Source organism: Streptomyces sp. enrichment culture (assembly GCF_964272855.1).
GTDB lineage: Bacteria > Actinomycetota > Actinomycetes > Streptomycetales > Streptomycetaceae > Streptomyces.
In genome coordinates this window covers 4,731,313-4,751,233 of the sequence record NZ_OZ186847.1, presented here as the reverse complement: position 1 = coordinate 4,751,233, position 19,921 = coordinate 4,731,313, and the positions used below count along the sequence as shown (strand labels likewise).

At 71.9% G+C, this 19,921-nt stretch carries 19 protein-coding genes; 7 read left to right on the top strand and 12 right to left on the bottom strand.

The window, feature by feature from the left end; all coding sequences use genetic code 11:
- Window positions 1-8 precede the first annotated feature (8 nt).
- The 5 genes from ACSU6L_RS20860 to ACSU6L_RS20840 form a co-directional block, all read right to left on the bottom strand.
- Window positions 9-1,607 (bottom strand): acyl-CoA carboxylase subunit beta, encoded by a 1,599-nt coding sequence (locus ACSU6L_RS20860; RefSeq protein WP_437058915.1) that lies wholly within the window; start codon window positions 1,605-1,607, stop codon window positions 9-11.
- Window positions 1,604-3,280: an acyclic terpene utilization AtuA family protein gene (locus ACSU6L_RS20855; protein ID WP_437058913.1), complete on the bottom strand. Its 1,677-nt coding sequence runs from the start codon at window positions 3,278-3,280 to the stop codon at window positions 1,604-1,606. The genes ACSU6L_RS20860 and ACSU6L_RS20855 overlap by 4 nt, the downstream gene beginning before the upstream one ends.
- On the bottom strand, window positions 3,277-4,077 hold the full coding sequence (locus ACSU6L_RS20850; RefSeq protein WP_437058911.1) for a TIGR03084 family metal-binding protein: 801 nt from the start codon (window positions 4,075-4,077) through the stop codon (window positions 3,277-3,279). The genes ACSU6L_RS20855 and ACSU6L_RS20850 overlap by 4 nt, the downstream gene beginning before the upstream one ends.
- 144 nt (window positions 4,078-4,221) lie before the next feature.
- Window positions 4,222-5,169: an EamA family transporter gene (locus ACSU6L_RS20845; protein WP_437058909.1), complete on the bottom strand. Its 948-nt coding sequence runs from the start codon at window positions 5,167-5,169 to the stop codon at window positions 4,222-4,224.
- Window positions 5,170-5,268: 99 nt separating this feature from the next.
- Entirely contained in the window at window positions 5,269-8,124 is a 2,856-nt protein-coding gene (locus ACSU6L_RS20840; RefSeq protein ID WP_437058907.1) for an FAD-linked oxidase C-terminal domain-containing protein, read from the bottom strand.
- Window positions 8,125-8,267: 143 nt separating this feature from the next.
- Here ACSU6L_RS20840 and serC point away from each other — a divergent pair, with 143 nt between their 5' ends.
- Window positions 8,268-9,386, top strand: a complete 1,119-nt coding sequence (gene serC, locus ACSU6L_RS20835) for a phosphoserine transaminase (protein ID WP_437058905.1) — start codon at window positions 8,268-8,270, stop codon at window positions 9,384-9,386.
- A gap of 86 nt (window positions 9,387-9,472) precedes the next feature.
- On the opposite strand, the gene ACSU6L_RS20830 is transcribed toward serC, so the two are convergent.
- The 3 genes from ACSU6L_RS20830 to ACSU6L_RS20820 are packed head-to-tail and all read right to left on the bottom strand — an operon-like array spanning window position 9,473 to window position 11,718.
- Complete coding sequence (locus ACSU6L_RS20830; RefSeq protein WP_437058903.1) at window positions 9,473-9,913, bottom strand: hypothetical protein; 441 nt, start codon at window positions 9,911-9,913, stop codon at window positions 9,473-9,475.
- Between the two features lie 21 nt (window positions 9,914-9,934).
- Window positions 9,935-10,756 (bottom strand): ABC transporter permease, encoded by an 822-nt coding sequence (locus ACSU6L_RS20825; RefSeq protein ID WP_437058901.1) that lies wholly within the window; start codon window positions 10,754-10,756, stop codon window positions 9,935-9,937.
- Complete coding sequence (locus ACSU6L_RS20820) at window positions 10,753-11,718, bottom strand: ATP-binding cassette domain-containing protein (RefSeq protein WP_437058899.1); 966 nt, start codon at window positions 11,716-11,718, stop codon at window positions 10,753-10,755. The genes ACSU6L_RS20825 and ACSU6L_RS20820 overlap by 4 nt, the downstream gene beginning before the upstream one ends.
- A 113-nt stretch (window positions 11,719-11,831) precedes the next feature.
- Here ACSU6L_RS20820 and ACSU6L_RS20815 point away from each other — a divergent pair, with 113 nt between their 5' ends.
- Window positions 11,832-12,614, top strand: a complete 783-nt coding sequence (locus tag ACSU6L_RS20815; protein ID WP_437058897.1) for a TetR/AcrR family transcriptional regulator — start codon at window positions 11,832-11,834, stop codon at window positions 12,612-12,614.
- Between the two features lie 57 nt (window positions 12,615-12,671).
- Window positions 12,672-13,421 (top strand): sporulation protein, encoded by a 750-nt coding sequence (locus ACSU6L_RS20810; protein WP_437058895.1) that lies wholly within the window; start codon window positions 12,672-12,674, stop codon window positions 13,419-13,421.
- A 4-nt stretch (window positions 13,422-13,425) separates the two neighbouring features.
- On the opposite strand, the gene ACSU6L_RS20805 is transcribed toward ACSU6L_RS20810, so the two are convergent.
- Window positions 13,426-14,409: a WD40 repeat domain-containing protein gene (locus ACSU6L_RS20805; protein ID WP_437058893.1), complete on the bottom strand. Its 984-nt coding sequence runs from the start codon at window positions 14,407-14,409 to the stop codon at window positions 13,426-13,428.
- Between the two features lie 98 nt (window positions 14,410-14,507).
- Here ACSU6L_RS20805 and ACSU6L_RS20800 point away from each other — a divergent pair, with 98 nt between their 5' ends.
- The 3 genes from ACSU6L_RS20800 to ACSU6L_RS20790 all read left to right on the top strand — a co-directional run bounded on the left by ACSU6L_RS20800 (window position 14,508) and on the right by ACSU6L_RS20790 (window position 16,880).
- A complete protein-coding gene (locus ACSU6L_RS20800; RefSeq protein ID WP_437058891.1) occupies window positions 14,508-15,182 on the top strand; it encodes an SGNH/GDSL hydrolase family protein in 675 nt (224 codons plus the stop codon).
- A gap of 72 nt (window positions 15,183-15,254) precedes the next feature.
- A complete protein-coding gene (locus ACSU6L_RS20795) occupies window positions 15,255-15,842 on the top strand; it encodes a Uma2 family endonuclease (protein WP_437058889.1) in 588 nt (195 codons plus the stop codon).
- Between the two features lie 45 nt (window positions 15,843-15,887).
- Entirely contained in the window at window positions 15,888-16,880 is a 993-nt protein-coding gene (locus ACSU6L_RS20790; RefSeq protein WP_437058887.1) for an aldo/keto reductase, read from the top strand.
- A gap of 175 nt (window positions 16,881-17,055) precedes the next feature.
- Here ACSU6L_RS20790 and thpR read toward each other — a convergent pair whose 3' ends face one another.
- The 3 genes from thpR to ACSU6L_RS20775 all read right to left on the bottom strand — a co-directional run bounded on the left by thpR (window position 17,056) and on the right by ACSU6L_RS20775 (window position 19,582).
- On the bottom strand, window positions 17,056-17,628 hold the full coding sequence (thpR, locus tag ACSU6L_RS20785; protein WP_437058885.1) for an RNA 2',3'-cyclic phosphodiesterase: 573 nt from the start codon (window positions 17,626-17,628) through the stop codon (window positions 17,056-17,058).
- 121 nt (window positions 17,629-17,749) lie between these two features.
- Window positions 17,750-19,111, bottom strand: a complete 1,362-nt coding sequence (locus ACSU6L_RS20780; RefSeq protein WP_437058883.1) for an MFS transporter — start codon at window positions 19,109-19,111, stop codon at window positions 17,750-17,752.
- A gap of 33 nt (window positions 19,112-19,144) precedes the next feature.
- Window positions 19,145-19,582, bottom strand: a complete 438-nt coding sequence (locus ACSU6L_RS20775; RefSeq protein WP_437058881.1) for a MarR family winged helix-turn-helix transcriptional regulator — start codon at window positions 19,580-19,582, stop codon at window positions 19,145-19,147.
- Window positions 19,583-19,737: 155 nt separating this feature from the next.
- Here ACSU6L_RS20775 and ACSU6L_RS20770 point away from each other — a divergent pair, with 155 nt between their 5' ends.
- Window positions 19,738-19,920 carry a ribbon-helix-helix protein, CopG family gene (locus tag ACSU6L_RS20770; RefSeq protein ID WP_437058879.1) on the top strand — a complete coding sequence of 61 codons (183 nt, stop codon included), beginning with the start codon at window positions 19,738-19,740 and terminating at the stop codon, window positions 19,918-19,920.
- Window position 19,921: the final 1 nt, after the last annotated feature.

Sequence of the window (19,921 nt, the reverse complement as noted above, 5' to 3'; positions counted from 1 at the left end):
TGGGTCCCTCACATCCGGAAGACGCCGAAACCGCCCCGCACACCCTCGTAGGGCGCGGTGTGGACGGCGGACAGGCACATGCCGAGGACGGTGCGGGTGTCGCGCGGGTCGATGACGCCGTCGTCGTACAGCCGCCCGGACAGGAACATCGGCAGCGACTCGGACTCGATCTGCTGCTCCACCATCGCCCGCAGGGCGGCGTCGGCCTCGTCGTCGTACGGCTGCCCCTTGGCGGCCGCCGACTGGCGGGCGACGATCGACAGGACGCCCGCGAGCTGCTGCGGGCCCATCACGGCCGACTTGGCGCTGGGCCAGGCGAACAGGAAGCGCGGGTCGTAGGCCCGCCCGCACATGCCGTAGTGCCCGGCGCCGTAGGAGGCGCCCATGAGCACGGACAGGTGCGGCACCCGCGAGTTGGAGACCGCGTTGATCATCATCGAGCCGTGCTTGATGATGCCGCCCTGCTCGTAGCGGCTGCCCACCATGTAGCCGGTGGTGTTGTGCAGGAAGAGCAGCGGGATGTCGCGCTGGTTGGCCAGCTGGATGAACTGGGCGGCCTTCTGCGACTCCTCGCTGAACAGCACCCCCTGGGCGTTGGCGAGGATTCCGACCGGGTAGCCGTGCAGGCTCGCCCAGCCGGTGGCCAGGCTGGTGCCGTACAGCGGCTTGAACTCGTCGAAGTCGGAGCCGTCGACGATCCGGGCGATCACCTCGCGCGGATCGAAGGGGATCTTCAGATCGCCGGGGACGATGCCCAGCAGCTCCTCCGCGTCGTACTCGGGCGGCTCGGCCGGTCCGGGCTCCGGGTACGCCTTGCGGTGGTTGAGCCGGGCGACGACCCGCCGTGCCTGCCGCAGGGCGTCCCGCTCGTCGACGGCGAAGTAGTCGGCGAGACCCGACACGCGCGCGTGCATCCCGGCGCCGCCCAGCGACTCGTCGTCGCTCTCCTCGCCGGTGGCCATCTTCACCAGCGGCGGCCCGCCGAGGAACACCTTCGCCCGCTCCTTGACCATGATCACGTGGTCGGACATGCCGGGGACGTACGCGCCCCCGGCTGTCGAGTTGCCGAAGACGACGGCGACGGTCGGGATCCCGGCGGCGGACAGCCGCGTGATGTCCCGGAAGATGGCGCCGCCGGGGATGAAGATCTCCTTCTGGGACGGCAGATCGGCGCCCCCGGACTCCACCAGGCTGATGCACGGCAGCCGGTTGGCGAGCGCGATGTCGTTGGCGCGCAGGGCCTTCTTCAGCGACCAGGGGTTGCTGGCACCGCCGCGCACGGTGGGATCGTTGGCGGTGATCAGGCACTCGACGCCCTCGACGACACCGATGCCGGTGACGAGCGAGGCGCCGACGGCGTAGTCGCTCCCCCACGCGGCCAGCGGTGACAGCTCCAGGAACGGGGTGTCCGGGTCGAGCAGCAGCTCGACCCGCTCCCGGGCGAGCAGCTTGCCGCGCCGCCGGTGCCGTTCGACGTACTTCTCACCGCCGCCCGCGAGGGCCTTGGCGTGCTCGGCGTCGAGTTCGGCGAGCTTGGCGAGCATGGCCTCGCGGTTCGCCGCGTAGGCGGGGTCGTGGGTGTCCAGGGCGGTCGGGAGAACCGTCACAGCAGGGCCTCCGGGATGTCCAGGTGGCGGGAGCGCAGCCATTCGCCGAGGGCCTTGGCCTGCGGGTCGAAGCGGTGCCGGGCGGCGACGCCCTCGCCGAGGATCCCCTCGACGACGAAGTTCAGGGCGCGCAGGTTCGGGAGCGTGTGGCGTACGACGGTCAGCTCGGCGGTCTCGGGCAGCAGCCGCCGGAAGACGTCGACGGTGAGGGTGCGGGCCAGCCACCGCCAGGCGTCGTCGGTCCGCGCCCACACGCCGACGTTGGCGTTCCCGCCCTTGTCCCCGCTGCGGGCCCCGGCGACGAGGCCGAGGGGCGCGGAACGGGTGGGGCCAGGAGGCGGTGGCTCGGGAAGTACAGGTTCCGGAACCACCTCCAGCGGACGCGTGACGTGGGGCGGGGCTACAGCGACCCGGCGCCCGTCATGGAGGACGGCCACATGGTCGACGGCACCATGGGGGACGGACACATCCTCGAACACCCCATATGGGGCGCCCTTCTCCGGTGGCGCCAGCACATGGAAGCCGGGGTAGCTGGCGAGGGCGAGTTCCACGGCGGCGGCGGTCAGCGGCCGTCCGACGGTGGCCTGTTCGGGGTCGCGGACGACCAGCCGGAGCAGGGCGCTGGCGGTCTCCTCGGTGCCGGCGTCGGGCCGGTCGGTGCGGGACAGCTCCCAGCGGATCTCGGCGGGCGGCGACTTGGCGAGGGCGTCGGCCATCTGCTCCTTCACGAGCGCGGCCTTCTCCTCGATGTCGAGCCCGGTCAGCACGAACGCGACCTCGTTGCGGAAGCCGCCGAGCCGGTTGACGCCTACCTTGAGGGCGGGCGGCGGAGCCTCCCCGCGGACGCCCTCTATCCGCACCCGGTCGGGCCCGTCCTGGGCGAGCCGTACGGTGTCCAGCCGCGCGGTGACGTCCGGGCCCGCGTACCGCGCGCCCCCGGTCTCGTACAGCAGCTGAGCGGTGACGGTGCCGACGTCGACGAACCCGCCGGTGCCGGGATGCTTGGTGATCACCGAGCTGCCGTCCTCGTGGATCTCGGCGAGCGGGAAGCCGGGCCGGCGGACGTCACCGTCCCGGAAGAAGGCGTAGTTGCCGCCGGTCGCCTGCGTCCCGCACTCCAGCACATGCCCGGCGACGACGGCACCGGCGAGCCGGTCGTACTCCGTCGGCTCCCACCCGAAGCGGGCGGCGGCGGGCCCGGTGACCAGCGCGGCGTCCGTCACCCGCCCGGTGACCACGACGTCGGCGCCCTCGCGCAGGGCGGCGGCGATCCCGAAACCGCCGAGATAGGCGTGGGCGGCGAGGCTGCCGGGGTGATCGGCGGTGAGGTCGTCACCCTCGAGGTGCGCGACCCGCACGGGTATGCCGAGCCGGTCCGCCAGCCGCCGTACGGCGTCGGCGAGCCCGGCGGGATTCAGCCCGCCGGCGTTGGTGACGACGCGGACACCCCGTTCGCGGGCGAGTCCGAGGGTGTCCTCCAGCTGCCGCAGGAAGGTACGGGCGTACCCGGCGTCCGGGTCCTTCAGCCGGTCGCGGGCCAGGATCAGCATGGTCAGCTCGGCGAGATAGTCACCGGTGAGGACGTCCAGCTCACCGCCGGTCAGCATCTCGCGCAGGGCGTCGAAGCGGTCGCCGTAGAAGCCGGAGGCGTTGCCGACGCGGAGCACGCTCACCGCGCGTCCCCCTTCGCCGGGCGCCCCGCGCCGGGCGGGCCCGCGAAGGCCTGCGCGATGTCGAGCCAGCGGTCGGCGTCCGCACCTTCGGCGCGCAGTGCGAGGTCGGCGCGGTTCGCCCGCTGGGTGACGAGGAGGCAGAAGTCGAGCGCGGGCCCGGTGACACGTTGCGGGGCGTCTTCGAGGCCGTAGACCCAGAGCTCGCCGGAAGGACTGGTCAGCTCGACGCGGAAGGGATCTGCGGGGACGGGCACTTGACGCACGACGTGGGCGAAGTCCCGGGTGCGGAAGCCCAGCCGGGCGATGTGGCGCAGCCGGTCGGTGGGCGGGCGGGTGACACCGAGCGCGTCCGCGACATCGAGCCCGTGGGCCCAGGTCTCCATCAGGCGGGCGGTGGCCATGGACGCGGCGGACATCGGCGGGCCGTACCAGGGAATGCGGGCGCCGGGCGGAGCGGCGCGCAGGGCCTGATCGAGGGCGGTACGGCCCTCACGCCAGCGGGCGAGCAGCTCGGCGGGCGGCATCCGGGCGCCCTCCTGCGCGCCCTCGTCCACGAAGGAGTCCGGCGCGGCGAGCGCCTTCTCCACCAGCTCCCGGAACCCGCCCTCGTCCGTCACCGCGAGCAGCGCGGAGTGGTCGGTCCAGGCGAGGTGAGCGATCTGGTGAGCGACGGTCCAGCCGGGCGCGGGTGTCCGAAGCGCCCAGCGCTCCGGCCCCAACTCGGCGACAGCGTCGTCGAGTTCGTCACTTTCGGCACGGAGATCGTCGAACACGGACAGGGGCGTCGGGTCGGCCATGAGGGGGAGCATGGCAGCGAGGCCAGAAACAATCAAGCGTGCTTGCATGGATTGGGCTGGATGGAGTGGTCGCGTGCTGACGAGGTGGCTGTTGGGGCCACCCAATCGCCCAACACCTGCGCTTCATCAGCGGCCAGTGCTCCGTCAGGAGCCCGAGTCCCCCCGCCCCGCCTTCCCCCGGCCCACCTGGGTCCGTACCGCGCCCATGCTCGCCGCGATGACCAGGGCGATCGCGAGGGCCTGGGCGGTGGTGAGGGCCTGGTCGAGGATGAGGAAGCCGGCTGTCGCGGCGAGGGCGGGCTCCAGGCTCATCAGGACGGCGAAGGTGGAGGCGGGCAGGCGGCGCAGGGCGAGGAGTTCGAGGGTGTAGGGGAGGACGGAGGAGAGGACGGCGACGCCCGCGCCGAGGCCGAGGGTGACCGGGTCGAGCAGCTTGCTGCCGGACTCCGCGATGCCGAGCGGCACGAACAGCAGCGCGCCCACCGCCATCGCCAGCGCCAGCCCGTCGGCCTGCGGGAAGCGCCGGCCGGTGCGCGCGCTGAAGACGATGTACGCCGCCCACATCACGCCCGCGCCCAGCGCGAAGGCGACTCCCAGCGGGTCGAGGTCGTCGAAGCCTCCGCCGCCCAGCAGGAAGACGCCCGCGAGGGCCAGTCCCGCCCAGATCAGGTTCACGGCTCTGCGGGAGGCCAGGACGGAGAGGGCGAGCGGGCCCAGGACCTCCAGGGTGACGGCCGGGCCCAGCGGGATGCGGTCGATGGACTGGTAGAAGAGGCCGTTCATGCCGGCCATGGTGATGCCGAAGACGACGACCGTGGACCAGTCGGCGCGCGAGTAGCCGCGCAGCCGGGGCCGGCAGACCACCAGCAGTACCACGGCCGCCACCGCCAGCCGCAGCGCCACCACTCCGAGGGCGCCGGCCTTCGGCATCAGCAGCACGGCGAGCGCGCCACCGAACTGCACGGAGATCCCGCCCGCGAGCACCAGGCCCACGGGGCCGAGCGAGCCGAGGCGGCCGGGGGTGGACGTGACGGAAGCGGGGGAGGTGGCGGCGGCGTCAGAGGTCGCGGCGGCGGTCTCGGGGGTGGTCACGGGCGGTCCAGGTGATCGGCTTGAAAACGTCGTCTATCGCGATGTACTCCGCAGTCCAGGGTAATGGACTAGATCAGGTGTGTGAAGCGGTTATGCCACTTACCTCGGTCCCTCCCCCCACTGCTCCCTCAGCCCCTCCGCCAACCCCTCCCCCAATCCCTCCGCCAACACCTCCGCCAAGTGCCTCCCCCGCACCCCGCCCAGCTGCTCCAGCTGGGTTCGGCAGGAGAAGCCGTCCGCCAGGACCACCGCCCCCTCGGGTGCCTCCCGTACCGCCGGCAGCAGTTGTTCCTCCGCGCAGGCCGCCGAGACCTCGTAGTGGCCCCGCTCGAAGCCGAAGTTCCCGGCCAGGCCGCAGCAGCCGCCCGTCAGCTCGCCGGTCAGGCCCGCGGCGGCGCGCAGGCGGCGGTCGGGGGCGTCGCCGAGGACGGCGTGCTGGTGGCAGTGGGTCTGGCCGACGGCCGGGCGGTCGAGGCGGGGCGGGGTCCAGTCGGGGGCGAGGCGGTCCAGGGACTCGGCGAAGGTGAGGACGCGGCCGGCGAGGCGGGCGGCGCGCGGGTCGTCCGGCAGCAGCTCGAGCAGGTCGGTGCGGAGCGCGGCGGCGCAGCTCGGTTCGAGGACCACGACCGGTGTGCCGGTCTCCAGCACCGGGACCATCACGTCCAGCGTGCGGCGCATGACCGTGCGGGCACGGTCCAGCTGGCCGGTCGAGACGTACGTCAGCCCGCAGCAGACCTGGGTCCGGCCGCCCAGCGTCGGCGGGAGGGTCACTTCCAGGCCCGCCGCCTCCAGTACGCGGACCGCCGACCGGCCCACGGCGGGCGTGAGGTGGTCCGTGAAGGTGTCCGGCCACAGCACGACCCGCGTGTCCCGCCGGCCGGGGACCGGGCGCCGCTTGCGCCACCACCGGCTGAACGTCTCAGGCGCCAGCCGTGGGATCTCCCGTTCCGGCGCGATCCCGCCGACCCGCTTGCCCACCCGCGCGAGGGCCCGTACGCCGGCCAGGGCGTTGAGCAGGGGTGCCGTGCGGGTGCGGTCCACCGCGCGGAGCCATTCCGGGAGCCGGCCCATGCTGTGGTGGGCGGCGGGGCGGCGGCGTCCGGCGTAGTGGTGGTGCAGGAACTCCGCCTTGTACGTGGCCATGTCGACGCCGACCGGGCAGTCCGAGCGGCAGCCCTTGCAGGACAGGCACAGGTCGAGCGCGTCCCGGACCTCCGTGGAGCGCCAGCCGTCGGTCACCACCTCGCCCGCCAGCATCTCGTGCAGCAGCCGGGCCCGGCCGCGCGTGGAGTGCTCCTCCTCGCCGGTCGCGCGGAACGACGGGCACATCACCGAGGGGCCGCCCGCCGTCTGCGTACGGCATTTCGCCACGCCCACGCATCGCCGTACCGCCGCCGAGAAGTCGCCGCCGTCGGCCGGGTAGCCGAAGGCCACGTCGACCGGGCGGCGGGGCAGCGGGGCGAAGCGGAGGTTGTCGTCGAGGCGGGCGGGGCGGACCAGCATCCCCGGGTTGAGGAGGTCGTCCGGGTCCCACACGCCCTTGGCCCGCTCGAACAGCGCCACCATCTCGGCGCCGTACATCCTGGGCAGCAGTTCGGCCCGCGCCTGCCCGTCCCCGTGCTCCCCGGACAGCGAGCCGCCGTGTGCCACGACCAGGTCCGCCAGTTCCTCCGAGAACCGCCGGAAGCGGGCCACGCCCGGCCCGGTCAGCAGGTCGAAGTCGATCCGGACGTGGATGCAGCCGTCCCCGAAGTGCCCGTACGGCGTGCCGCGCAGGCCGTGTGCGGTCAGCAGGGCCCGGAAGTCGCGCAGGTACGCCCCCAGCCGGGCGGGCGGCACCGCGCAGTCCTCCCAGCCGGGCCAGGCCTCGCTGCCGTCCGGCATCCGGGTGGCCGTGCCGCTCGCGTCCTCCCGGACGCGCCACAGCGCCCGCTGCCCGGCCGGGTCGGTCACGATCAGGGAGTCGACGACGTCGGCGGCCCGCACGACCGCCTCCGCGCGCGCCCGCGCCTGCGCCTCGGTCTCCCCGCCCGTCTCCACGAACAGCCAGGCGCCGCCCCTGGGCAGCACGGTCGCGGCCGCCACCAGGTCGGCCGCCATGCCCTCCACGGTCAGCGGCCGGAGCGGCAGCAGTCCGGCCGCCGCTTCCGCCGCGGCGCTCTCGTCGGCGTACCCCAGCACGGCCAGCGCCCGCGCGCGCGGGGCCTCCACCAGCCGTACGACCGCCTCCGTCAGCACTCCGAGGGTGCCCTCGGAGCCGCAGAACGAGCGGGCGACGTCGGAGCGCTGCTCCGGCAGCAGCGCGTCCAGCGCGTAGCCGGAGATCCGGCGGGGCAGCTCCGGGTACCCGGTGCGCAGCCGGGCCAGTTCTCCCCCGGCCAGCTCCCGCAGGCCCTCGGGCGCGCCCGCCCAGTCCTGTCCGAGTCGCAGGCGCCGTCCGCGCGCGGTGATCACCGACAGTTCCCGCACGCTGTCCGCGGTGGTGCCCCAGGCCACCGAGTGGGAGCCGCAGGAGTTGTTGCCGATCATTCCGCCGAGCGTGCAGCGGCTGTGCGTGGACGGGTCGGGACCGAAGCACAGCCCGTGCGGGGCGGCGGCCTCCTGGAGCCGGTCGAGGACGAGTCCGGGCTGGACGACGGCCGTGCGCGCGCCGGCGTCCAAGGACAGCAGCCGGTTCATGTGCCGGGTGAAGTCCAGCACGACGCCCGTTCCCGTCGCCTGCCCCGCGATCGACGTGCCGCCGCCTCTGGCCACGACCGGCACGCCGCGCTCCCGGCACACCTCCAGCACCGCCGCCACGTCGTCGGCGTCGCGAGGCGCGACGACGCCCAACGGGACGCGGCGGTAGTTGGACGCGTCCATGGTCGTGAGCGCCCGCGCGGTGACGTCGAACCGCACCTCGCCCCGGACGGCGGCACGCAGTTCGGCTTCGAGAACGTCGGGGACATCCGTCATGCGTCCAGGATGCATCCGGCCACTGACAGTGACGGAGAGCCGGGACTTCGTCGTAGTTCTCCACAGGCCCAGCGGGTGGAGATCTCGTCTCATCGAACGGACACGTTTCCGCCCGGTTTACCCGAGGGGATACGCTCCGCCTCGTGGCTGAGATCCAGATTCCTGCTGACATCAAGCCCGCGGACGGTCGATTCGGCGCGGGTCCCTCCAAGGTGCGGGTGGAGGCGCTGGACGCCCTGGCCGCCACCGGTACGTCCCTGCTCGGCACCTCCCACCGCCAGGCCCCGGTCAAGAACCTGGTCGGCAAGGTCCGCGAGGGCATCTCCGAGCTGTTCCAGCTCCCCGAGGGCTACGAGGTGATCCTCGGCAACGGCGGCTCCACCGCGTTCTGGGACATCGCGACCCACGGTCTGATCGAGAACAAGTCGCAGCACCTCAGCTTCGGCGAGTTCTCCTCCAAGTTCGCCAAGGCCGCCAAGCTCGCCCCGTGGCTGGCCGAGCCGGACGTCATCTCCGCCGACCCCGGCACCCACCCGGAGCCGGTCGCCGAGGCGGGCGTGGACGTCTACGCGTTCACCCACAACGAGACCTCGACCGGTGTCGCCATGCCGATCAAGCGGGTGGCCGGTGCCGACGAGGGCTCCCTCGTGCTGGTCGACGCCACGTCCGGCGCGGGCGGCCTGCCGGTCGACATCGCCGAGACCGACGTCTACTACTTCGCCCCGCAGAAGTCCTTCGCCGCCGACGGCGGGCTGTGGATCGCCGTGTTCTCCCCGGCGGCCATCGAGCGCGCCGAGCGCATCCACGCGAGCGGCCGGCACATCCCGGAGTTCTTCAGCCTCCCCACGGCGATCGACAACTCCCGCAAGAACCAGACGTACAACACCCCGGCGCTGGCCACCCTGTTCCTGCTCAACGAGCAGCTGGAGTGGATCAACGGCCAGGGCGGCCTGGACTGGGCGGTCCGCCGCACCCACACGTCCGCGCGCACGCTGTACGGCTGGGCCGAGGACGTCAAGTTCGCCAACCCGTTCGTCACCGACCCGGCGAAGCGCTCGGCCGTCATCGGCACGATCGACTTCACCGACGAGGTCGACGCCGCCGCCGTCGCCAAGGTGCTGCGCGCCAACGGCGTCGTCGACACCGAGCCGTACCGCAAGCTGGGCCGCAACCAGCTGCGCGTCGCGATGTTCCCGGCGGTCGACCCGGCGGATGTCGAGGCGCTGACGAAGTGCATCGACTACGTGATCGAGAAGCTCTGACCTTCCGAGTACGCCGACGAGGGGCGCCCGGTGGAATCCGGGCGCCCCTCGTCGTTTCCCGTAGGGCGTCGGGGTCGGTGCCGGGGTCAGTCCAGTGCGCTGCCGTCGGGTTCCCGCCCGAAGGCCTCCGCGACGACGACGGGGAGGTCCGCCTCGGGGACCTCGCGGCGCAGTTCCGTCATGACCCGCTCGAACTCGTCGTCGTCGATGGCGCCCAGGTAGTCCTGGCGCAACCGGTGTATGACGTCGACGAGTTCGGGCCGCAGCCGCATCCAGGCGCGGGACGTGCGGATCTCCGCCTCGACCCGGTCCATGAACCAGCGCACGACCTCGTAGGGGATGTCCAGGTGCGGCCCGTCCGGGTTGAAGCACACCGTGGGTTCCCGCGCCGGGTCCTCGTCGGGGACGATCGCGGTCACGAGGTTGCGCTGCCCGCCGACGAGGTCGAGTTCCAGGTACCAGGCGTCATCGGGCACGGAGTACAGCGTGGTGATGGAGAACTCGCCGTCGGGATGTGAGAAGGGCATGGCCGCATGCTGTCACGCCGGTCAGCGGCTCAGCTTCCGGAATTTCCCGACCGCCAGCGGCAGGAAGACCGCCGTCAGGATCAGCGGCCACAGCCCCGACATCAGCAGCGCGTGCTGTTCGACCCACGAGTCCCCGCCGCCGACCGGCGTGCCGAACAGGTCGCGGGTGGCGGCGGCCGTGGAGGAGATGGGGTTCCAGGCCGCCACCCAGCCCAGCCAGTCGGGCATCAGCTGCGGGGCGACGAAGATGCTGGAGATCATGGTGAGGGGGAAGGCGACGGCGAAGAGGCCGCCCGCCGCCTCGGGGTTCGGGACGATCAGACCCAGCCAGACGCCGATCCAGATCAGGGCGAACCGCAGCCACAGCAGCAGGCCGAACGCGGCGAGGAAGCCCCAGCCGCCGTCCGGGCGCCAGCCCATGGCGAGTGCCGTCAGCATCATGATGGCCAGTTCCGCGCAGGCGACCAGCAGGTCGGTCACGCCTCGGCCGGCCACCACGGCCGACGACGCCATCGGCATCGAGCGGAAGCGGTCGATGACGCCCTTCGTCGAGTCGTAGACGACGACCGTGGCCGTGTTGATGAAGCCGAACGCCATGGTCATCACGAACATGCCCGGCATCAGGAAGTCCTTGTAGTCCCCGCCGCCGGGCACCTTCATGGCGCTGCCGAAGACATAGCCGTACAGCAGGACCGAGAGGATCGGGAAGCCCAGCTGCCAGGCGATGTTGACCGGCTGGCGCTGGTAGTGGGTGAGGCCGCGGCGGACGATGTTCCAGCAGTCCGACAGCAGCCAGTACGCGCGGCTCCGCGTGGGGCCCTCGGTGAGGTGCAGGGCGCTCATTCCGCCGCCTCCTTCTTCGTCTCCGTGCGGTGCCCGGTCAGGCGCAGGAACACGTCGTCGAGGCTGGGCCTGCGCAGCCCGATGTCCTCGACCTTCACGCCCTCGTCCTGGAGGGTGCGGGCGACCTCGGTGAGGGCCGGCACCCGGTCGGTCACCGGGGCGTGGACCCGTGACTCCGTCTCGTCGGACTCGGGTTCGCCGTCCGAGACGCGGGCGACCGCCTTCACCACGCGCGGGATGTCCGCCCGTTCGGCGACGACGACCTCTATGCGGTCGCCGCCGACCCGGTCCTTCAGGCCGTCCGGGGTGTCGTCGGCGATGGCCCGGCCCTGGTCGATGACGGTGATCCGGGAGGCCAGCTTGTCGGCCTCCTCCAGGTACTGGGTGGTCAGCAGGACCGTCGTCCCGCTCGCCACCAGCGCCCGCACCGACTCCCAGACCTCGCCCCGGCTCCTCGGGTCCAGTCCCGTCGTCGGTTCGTCGAGGAACAGCACGGCGGGGGCGAGGATCATCGACGCCGCGAGGTCCAGGCGGCGGCGCATTCCGCCGCTGTAGCCGCCGGCGCCCTTGTCGGCGGCGTCGGTGAGGTCGAACTGCTCCAGCAGTTCCGCCGCCCGCAGCTTGGCCCGCCTGCCGCCCAGGTGGAACAGGCGTCCGAACATCTCCAGGTTCTGGCGGCCGGTCAGCACCTCGTCGACCGCCGCGTACTGGCCGGTGAGGCCGATGCGGGCGCGGACCTCGCGGGCCTGCCGGGCCACGTCCAGTCCGGCCACGGTCGCCCGTCCGCCGTCGAGCCGGATCAGCGTGGACAGGATGCGTACGGCGGTGGTCTTGCCCGCGCCGTTCGGGCCGAGCAGGCCGTGCACGGTGCCCTCGCGGACGGCCAGGTCGAAGCCGTCGAGGGCGCGTTTCTCGCCGTACCGCTTCTCCAGGCCCTCGGCGTGTACCGCGTAACCGTCCATCGTCTTCCCTTCTCCCCCTTGGCCCCAGGGCCCTGGGGCCCTAATTGCTTACACCGTACCCGATTGCGCGTACGGCGTAAGCAGTTTTTTGCCGGGCCGAATAAGCTGAGGCCATGACGAGCGGCAAGGGCATGACCGACACCAGTGGAAGCGGCGACATCGTCCGCACCCTGGAACTTCTGTGGGACACCGGGCGGCGCCCCAGCCGAGGCCCCAAGCCCGCCCTCACGCTCGACCAGATCGTGGAAGCCGCCGTCCGGGTCGCGGACGCCGAAGGCCTGGAGGCGGTCTCCATGCGCCGCGTCGGCGCCGAACTCGGCACCGGCGCCATGTCGCTGTACCGCTACGTCCCCGGCAAGGCCGAACTGCTCGACCTGATGCTGGACCGCGTCCAGCGCCCCGGCGACGACCCCGACGCACTCGGCGACGGCGGCTGGCGCTCCGCTCTGGAGGCCATGGCCCGCGCCACCCTCGCCCTCTACCGGCGCCACCCCTGGCTGCTCCAGGTCAACCAGACCCGCCCGATCCTCGGCCCGGGCGCCATGGACGGCATGGAGAAGGTCCTCCAGCGCATCCGCCCGATGGGGCTGAGCGACCCCGAGCTGGTCTCGGCGATCATCATGATCGACTCGTACGTCGTCGGGGCCGCGCGCACGCAGGTGTACCAGGAGGAGGCCGAGCGGCGGTCCGGCCTCACCACCGCCGAGTTCTTCGAGGCGCAGACGCCGGTCCTGGAAAAGGTCATGACCACCGACCGCTACCCCGTCCTCGCCAACCTCTCCGAGGACGCCTGGAGCCCCGACTTCGACCACTTCGAGTTCGGTTTGCGACGGATCCTCGACGGACTCGACGTGTTCGTGTCACAGCGACGGCAGGACCCGGCGCCGGGCACGTAGGCTCCCTGACAACCGGCACCCACGTGAACCGCCGGCTCAGGGAGGGGAACCCACCACATGGCACTTCGCACGTTCCTGCGCACCCTCGGCGCCAACGCGCCGTCCGTCGACACCCTCGTCACCACCGCCCGGATCCGGCCCGGCACCCCGCTGCGGTGCGAGGTCACCGTGCGCGGCGGCGGCGCGGACCTGGACGTGGAGCGGCTGCGGCTCGAACTCGTCGTCCGCGCGGAGGATCTGGAGCCGGACGGCTCCACCACCTGGAACAACCCGTACGTCGTCAGCCACGCGACCGGCGACCCCTTCAAGCTGCCGGCCGGCGGCACCGTCGTCCGCCATGTGACGCTGGACATGCCCTGGGAGATGCCCCTCACCCACGCGCGGGGCGTCCGGCTGGCCGGCAGCCGCGTCGCGGTCCGCACCGAACTGGCCGTCGAGAGCGCCGTCGACCGGGGCGACTTCGACGAGATCGAGGTGCACCCGCTGCCGCACCAGGAGCTGGTCTTCCAGGCCTACGAGGACCTGGGCTTCCGCTTCCACGAGTCCGAGGTCAAGCTCGGCACGCAGCCCTGGCCGGACCGCATGAAGGACCGCCGCACCGCCCCCTTCTGGCAGGAACTCGACTTCCACTTCCCCGCGTCCTGGAACCGGGGCACCCAGGAGCTGGAGACGGTCCTCATCACCCGCCCCGACGAGATCGACGTCCACCCCGGCGGCTACCCGCCGGTGACCCTGCCCGCGGGTGAGCCGGACCGGGCGCGGTACACGCGCGCCCTGGAGGAGCACATCCGCTCGTACTGGAGCTGAGCCCTCACTTCCCGCGCCGCAGCCGCCGGAGCCCCAGCAGCGCGGCGCAGGCCACGGCGACGGCGAGGACGCCCCTCCCGGCGTTCCCGAGCTCGAAGCCGTCCTCGTCGCCGCCGCCACCGGCCGAACCGGCCTGGTCCGACGGGCTCTTCGGCTCCGGCGCGGTGCCCTCGGGCAGCTCCCCGGGCCGCACGGGGCTCTCCGAGCCCTCGGCGCCGTACATGAGCCGCGTCCCGTCGGCGGTGTAGGTGACGGACTCGCCCTGCCCCAGGAACGGCACGCTGAGCCGTCCCCGCTTCTCGATCCTCCCGCCGTTCCAGTCGTACGCGATCGCCCCGAAGTAGCTGCGCACGACGAGCTGTTCGCCGGCCGGGGACAGCGCGGCGTCGGTGGCCTCCAGGTCGGGGACGGCGGCGACGCGCCGGAAGACGTTGCCGCCGGAGGCGGAGAGTTCGGCGGGCCCCTCGTACAGGTGGCTGCCCTCGTCATTCTTGTCGACGATGTAGACGCGCCCGGTGCGGGGGTGCACGACCAGCGACTCGGCGTCCCGGGCGCCGTCCTCGTAGGTGACGACGTACTGCGTGGCCCGAACGGTCGCGTCCCGCAGGGTCTTCGGTTCGGGGAGTTCGTAGATCCACACGTGCGGCCAGCTGCCGCCGAGGTTGTCGCCGATGTCGCCGACGTAGATCCGGTTGCCGGGGCCGATGGAGACGGCCTCGACGTCACGCGGCGTGCCGACGCCGGTGAGGGTGAGGGTCGCCACCGTCTTCCCCGTCGCCCCGTCCACGGCGTACAGGAAGGCGCCGTCGTCGCTGTCGTTGTGGGTCCAGTAGACACCCGGGTGCTGCCGGGATGCGGCCAGGCCGCTGGACTCGGTGATGCGCGGGTCCTTGATGGTGAACCCCTCGTCGTCGGCTGCGGAGGCGGGGGACGTGGCGAGCGCGGCCGTGAGGAGGGCAGCGGCGAGGAGCACGAACGTTCGGCGCATGGGCCAAGCCTGCCACCTCGGGCGGTGGTTCACGGGGCGTGGCGGGCCTCACATGCCCCCGCACTGCGCCCGTCCCGCCGATCGTCCATCATGAGCGGATGCTCAGGTTCATGCCCGTAGGCGACTCCATGACCATCGGCAGCGCGGGCGAACACACTTGGCGTCACCGCATGTGGCAGCACCTGTGCACCACGTACGGCGGCCCGTTCACGCTGGTCGGGCCCCGCGAGGCGCTGTACGACAAGGCCGCCGACGCGCCGACGTCGTACGCCTACGCCGACCCCGGCTTCCCCCGCGCCCACCTCGCCGGCTGGGGCGAGGGCTGGCTGCACATGGCGCCGCTGATCGGGGAGGCGGTGCGCAAGCACCGCGCGGACGTGCTCCTCGTCTCCCTCGGCCTCATCGACCTGGGCTTCTACACCAACGCCGAGCAGACCGCGGAGAACGTGCACGCCTTCGTCGCCGAGGCCCGCGCGGCCAACCCGCGCATACGGATGGTGCTGCTGCCGGTGATACCCAACGTGCGCGCGCAGGCGGATCCGCCGTTCGCCGAGCAGGTCGACCGTTTCAACGAGCTGCTGGCGAAGGCGGTCGCCGACCTGGACGAACCGGCCTCGCCGATCCTGCTGGCCTCGGTCCCCGAGTCCTACGACGTCCACACCGACACCTACGACGGCACCCATCCCAGCGCGAGCGGCGAGCACAAGCTGGCGGAGGCGTTCGCGGAGGCGATGTGGCAGGGGTGGGGGGTCGGCGGGGAATACGTCCCGTAACCGGCCGACCGTTCGTATCGTTGTACTGCGCGGCTGCACCCGTTCGAGGGGCAGTCGGGGAGGAGCGCCACGATGACCGTCCTGGAAGACAGGATCGAGATGGCCCACGCAAGCGGCGAGTTGACTCTCGACATCATGTTCGAGTGGCTGGAGAAGCTGCCCATCCCCGAGGGAACCAAGGCTGAGATCGTCGGGGGGAACATCTACATGTCACCGCAGCGGCAGAACCACTGGGAGATCATCTTCGGGATCCTGTTGCAGCTGCGCGACCGGTATCCTCCCAAGCGGCTGGCGTCCGATGTGCGAATCGACTTCCCCGGCTATCTCAACGGCTTCGCGTGCGACGTGGCAGCGATGGCCGAGCGAGGGGTGAAGGACGGCAACGGCCGCTGGCGCTACCAGGACGTCGAGTTCGTGGCCGAGGTCATCTCCAAGGACACGGCGAGAAACGACTACGGCCCCAAGAAAACCGCCTACGCCACCGCCGAAGTCCCCGTCTACCTGATCGTCGACCCCTACCAGGGCCGCTGCCACCTCTACACCGACCCCAAGGAGGGCGACTACGAGGTCGAGACGATCGTCCCCTTCGGCAAGGACCTCGACCTCACCGGCACCGTCGTCGACCTGGTGCTGAAGACCGACGAGTTCCCCCGCGACTGACCCACCCTTGCTTCGAGCGCACTCCAGGCCGTTGGCTTGGTGGTCATGAAGTACACGCAGCTCGGACGTACCGGACTCAAGGTCAGCCGCCTCGTCCTCGGCACGATGAACTTCGGCCCGCAGACCGACGAGGCCGACAGCCACACGATCATGGATGCGGCGCTGGACGCCGGCATCAACCTCTTCGACACGGCGAACGTGTACGGGTGGGGCGAGAACAAGGGCCGCACCGAGAGCATCATCGGCAGCTGGTTCGCCAAGGGCGGCGCGCGGCGCGACAAGGTCGTCCTGGCCACCAAGGTGTACGGCAACATGGGCTCGGACGGCACCCCCGTGTGGCCCAACCACGACAAGCTCTCCGCGGTGAACATCCGCCGCGCGGTCGACGCCAGCCTGAAGCGCCTCGGCACCGACTACATCGACGTCTACCAGTTCCACCACATCGACCGGGCCACCCCGTTCGAGGAGATCTGGCAGGCCGTCGACGTCCTGGTGCGCCAGGGCAAGATCCTCTACGCCGGCTCCAGCAACTTCCCCGGCTACAAGATCGCCCAGGCCAACGAGACCGCCGCCCGGCTCGGCACGCTCGGGCTGGTCAGCGAGCAGTGCCTGTACAACCTGTTCGAGCGGCGCGCCGAGATGGAGGTCATCCCGGCCGCGCAGGACTACGGCCTCGGCGTCATCCCGTGGTCGCCGCTGCACGGCGGTCTGCTGGGCGGGGTGATCCGCAAGGAGGGCGAGGGCAGCCGCCGCGCCTCCGGGCGGGCCGCCGACACCCTCGCCGACCCCGCCGTACGGGCGCAGCTCCAGTCGTACGAGGATCTGCTCGACAAGCACGGTCTGGAGCCCGGCGAGGCCGCGCTGGCCTGGCTGCTCACCCGCCCCGGCGTGACCGGCCCCATCGTCGGCCCGCGCACCCTGGCGCAGCTGGAGTCGGCGCTGCGGGCTGTCGAGCTGGAGCTGAGCGACGAGGTACTGACGGGACTGGACGAGATCTTCCCCGGTCCGGGCCCGTCTCCGGAGGCCTTCGCCTGGTGATGCCGTAAGGGGCGCGGGGAACCGCGCGACAGCCACCATCGGCCCGCAGCCGAAGGCGACGCGCAGTTCCCCGGCGCTAACCGCCCAGCGCCGAAGCCACCGCGACGAGAACGAACATCAGCACGAGCGCACCGGCCATGATCCGGTTCCGGGTTTTCGGGTCCACGCATCGAGCCTAACCGGCCCCGCCGAGCGCCCAGCGGGCGACCGCCTCGTAACGCGGCTGTTCCCCCGGCACCCCGGAGCGCGGCAGGTTGCTGCGCACCAGGGTCAGGCCGGCCACGGTCCAGGTGCGGCCGGTGAAGGCGTGCAGGGCGTGGACATACGGCCGTACGTCCACCGAGGTGCGGCTGCGGGCCACCGTGAGGTGGGCCTTGTACCTGCGGTGCTCCCCCATGGCGACGCCGGCCTTGCGAGCCGCCGACTCGGTGCGGTCGGCGAGCAGCCGCATGGTGGTGAGATCGCCCTCGGCGCCGATCCACAGCGCCCGCCCGTGCCCGAACTGGCCGCCGCCGCGCAGGGCCAGCCGGAAGGGCTCGGTGCGCTGTGCGGCGCGTTCCAGGCGGGCGGACAGCTCGGGGACGAGGGTGTCGTCGACCTCGCCGTAGAACGCGAGGGTGAAGTGCCAGGCGGGGCGCCCGGTCCAGCGCAGCCCGTCCGCGCCGGGCAGCTTCCGCAACGCGGCCACCTGAGCGGCGACGTCGTCGGCGACGTCGTCGGGGGGCAGCACGGCGGCGAAGAGTCTCATGACGCCAGCCTGGCAGGGATCGGGGCGGCCATCACGTCGAATGTCTCGGAGGATCGCCGGCCGGGGCCGGTGCCTGCCCGGAGGGTGTGGCCCCCCGGGCGGACGCGCGGGTGCGGCCGGGTCACGCCGCCGTGGCCAGCTCCTCCTGCCGCTCGCGCGGCACGAAGCGGACCGTCGGGTGGCCGTGGCTCCAGCCGACGGCGAGGCGCAGGCCGCCGGTGCGGGCCAGGACGAGGCCGATCGTGACGGCGGCCAGGGCGGCGATCGCGCCGCCGGCGGCGAGGCCGACGCGGGCGCCGTAGGTGTCGGTGATCCAGCCGACGATCGGGGCGCCGACCGGGGACCCGCCGAGGAACACCATCATGTAGAAGGCCATCACGCGGCCCCGCATGGCCGGGTCGGTGGCCATCTGGATGCCGGTGTTGGCGGTGACGTTGACGGTCATGCCGAAGACGCCGAGCGGGATCATCAGCAGCGCGAACATCCACAGCTGCGGCGTCACCGCGGCGAAGATCTCCACCGTGCCGAAGACCAGCGCGGCGGCGCTGAGCACCCGCATCCGGGCCGTGCCGCGCCGGGCGGCGAGCAGGGCGCCGGTGACGGAGCCGACCGCCATCAGGGTGTTGAAGAGGCTGTAGGTGCCGGCTCCGGCGTGGAAGACGTCGTCGGCGAAGGCGGAGAGGTAGACGGGGAAGTTGAAGGCGAAGGTGCCGACGAACCCGACCAGCACGATCGGCCAGATCAGCTCGGGGCGCCCGGCGACGTAGCGCAGGCCTTCGCGGAGCTGGCCCTTGCCGCGCGGGGCGCGTTCGACGACGTGCAGTTCACGGGCGCGCATCAGCAGCAGCCCGGCGATGGGCGCCACGAAGGACAGGCCGTTGAGCAGGAACGCCCAGCCGGTGCCGACGCCGGTGATCAGAATGCCCGCGACGGCGGGGCCGATCAGGCGGGCGGACTGGAAGTTCGCGGAGTTCAGGCTGACCGCGTTCTGCAGCTGGCCGGGGCCGACCATCTCGCTGACGAAGGACTGCCGGGCCGGGTTGTCGACGACGGTGGCGAGGCCGACGGCGAAGGCGGCGACGTACACGTGCCACACCTCGACCTGGCCGGTCAGGGTGAGCGCGGCGAGCGCGATGCCGGTGAGGGCCATCGAGGTCTGGGTGACCAGCAGGGTGGGCCGCTTGGGGAGGCGGTCGACGAGGACGCCGCCGTACAGGCCGAAGAGCAGCATCGGCAGGAACTGCAGCGCGGTGGTGACGCCGACGGCGGTGGCGGAGCCGGTGAGGCTGAGCACCAGCCAGTCCTGGGCGATGCGCTGCATCCAGGTACCGGTGTTGGAGACGACCTGGCCCATGAAGAACAGGCGGTAGTTCCTGATCCTCAGGGAGGAGAACATGGAGGCCTTACGGGGGGCCTCGGGGGCGGATGCGGGGTCGGGGGTGGTCGGTGCGGGGGCGGAGTCTGCTCCGGATCCCGTACTCAAAAGGGTTCGCCTCCTCCAAGCGACGGCTGCTGACTACAGGTGCGCGAGCTTCTCCAGCACGGGGGCGGCGGCGCGCAGCTTGGCCCACTCGTCCTCGTCGAGGCCCTCCACCAGGGTGGCGAGGAAGGCGTTCCGCTTTCTACGGCTTTCCTCGAGCATCACCTCGGCCTGTTCGGTCGGGGTGACCACCTTCTGGCGCCGGTCCTCGGGGTGCGGCTCCAGCCGGACCAGTCCCTTGGCCTCCAGCAGCGCGACGATGCGGGTCATCGACGGCGGCTGGACGTGCTCCTTGCGGGCGAGCTCGCCCGGCGTGGCCCTGCCGCAGAGGGACAGGGTGCCCAGCACCGACATCTCGGTGGGGCTCAGTGACTCGTCGACCCGCTGGTGCTTCAGCCGACGGGAGAGCCGCATCACGGCGGATCGCAGGGAGTTCACGGCGGCTACGTCGTCGCCATGGCTAAGGTCCGGCATGTTCTTTAGCGTAACTCATTACTCTCGCTAAGGACCAGTCGGGACACGCATGCATGCCCGTGACACGCGCCACGAAAACCCCACCATCACCCGAACGGGTGGCCCGGAAGCGAAATGTCACGCGCCACCCTGGTGCGCCCCCGACCCTCGTGTCCATGGGGACCAGCGTGCTCAGCCTGCGGATAGACGGGGAGCTGCTCGAACGGCTCCGCCACCACGCGGCGAAAAGAGGAATGAGCGTCCAGGACTATGTCGTCCGGACGCTCATTCGGAATGACTTCGACGAGCGCTTCCAGGCCGCCGTCGAGGAGACCGAGAAGTTCTACGGGGTCACCTGAC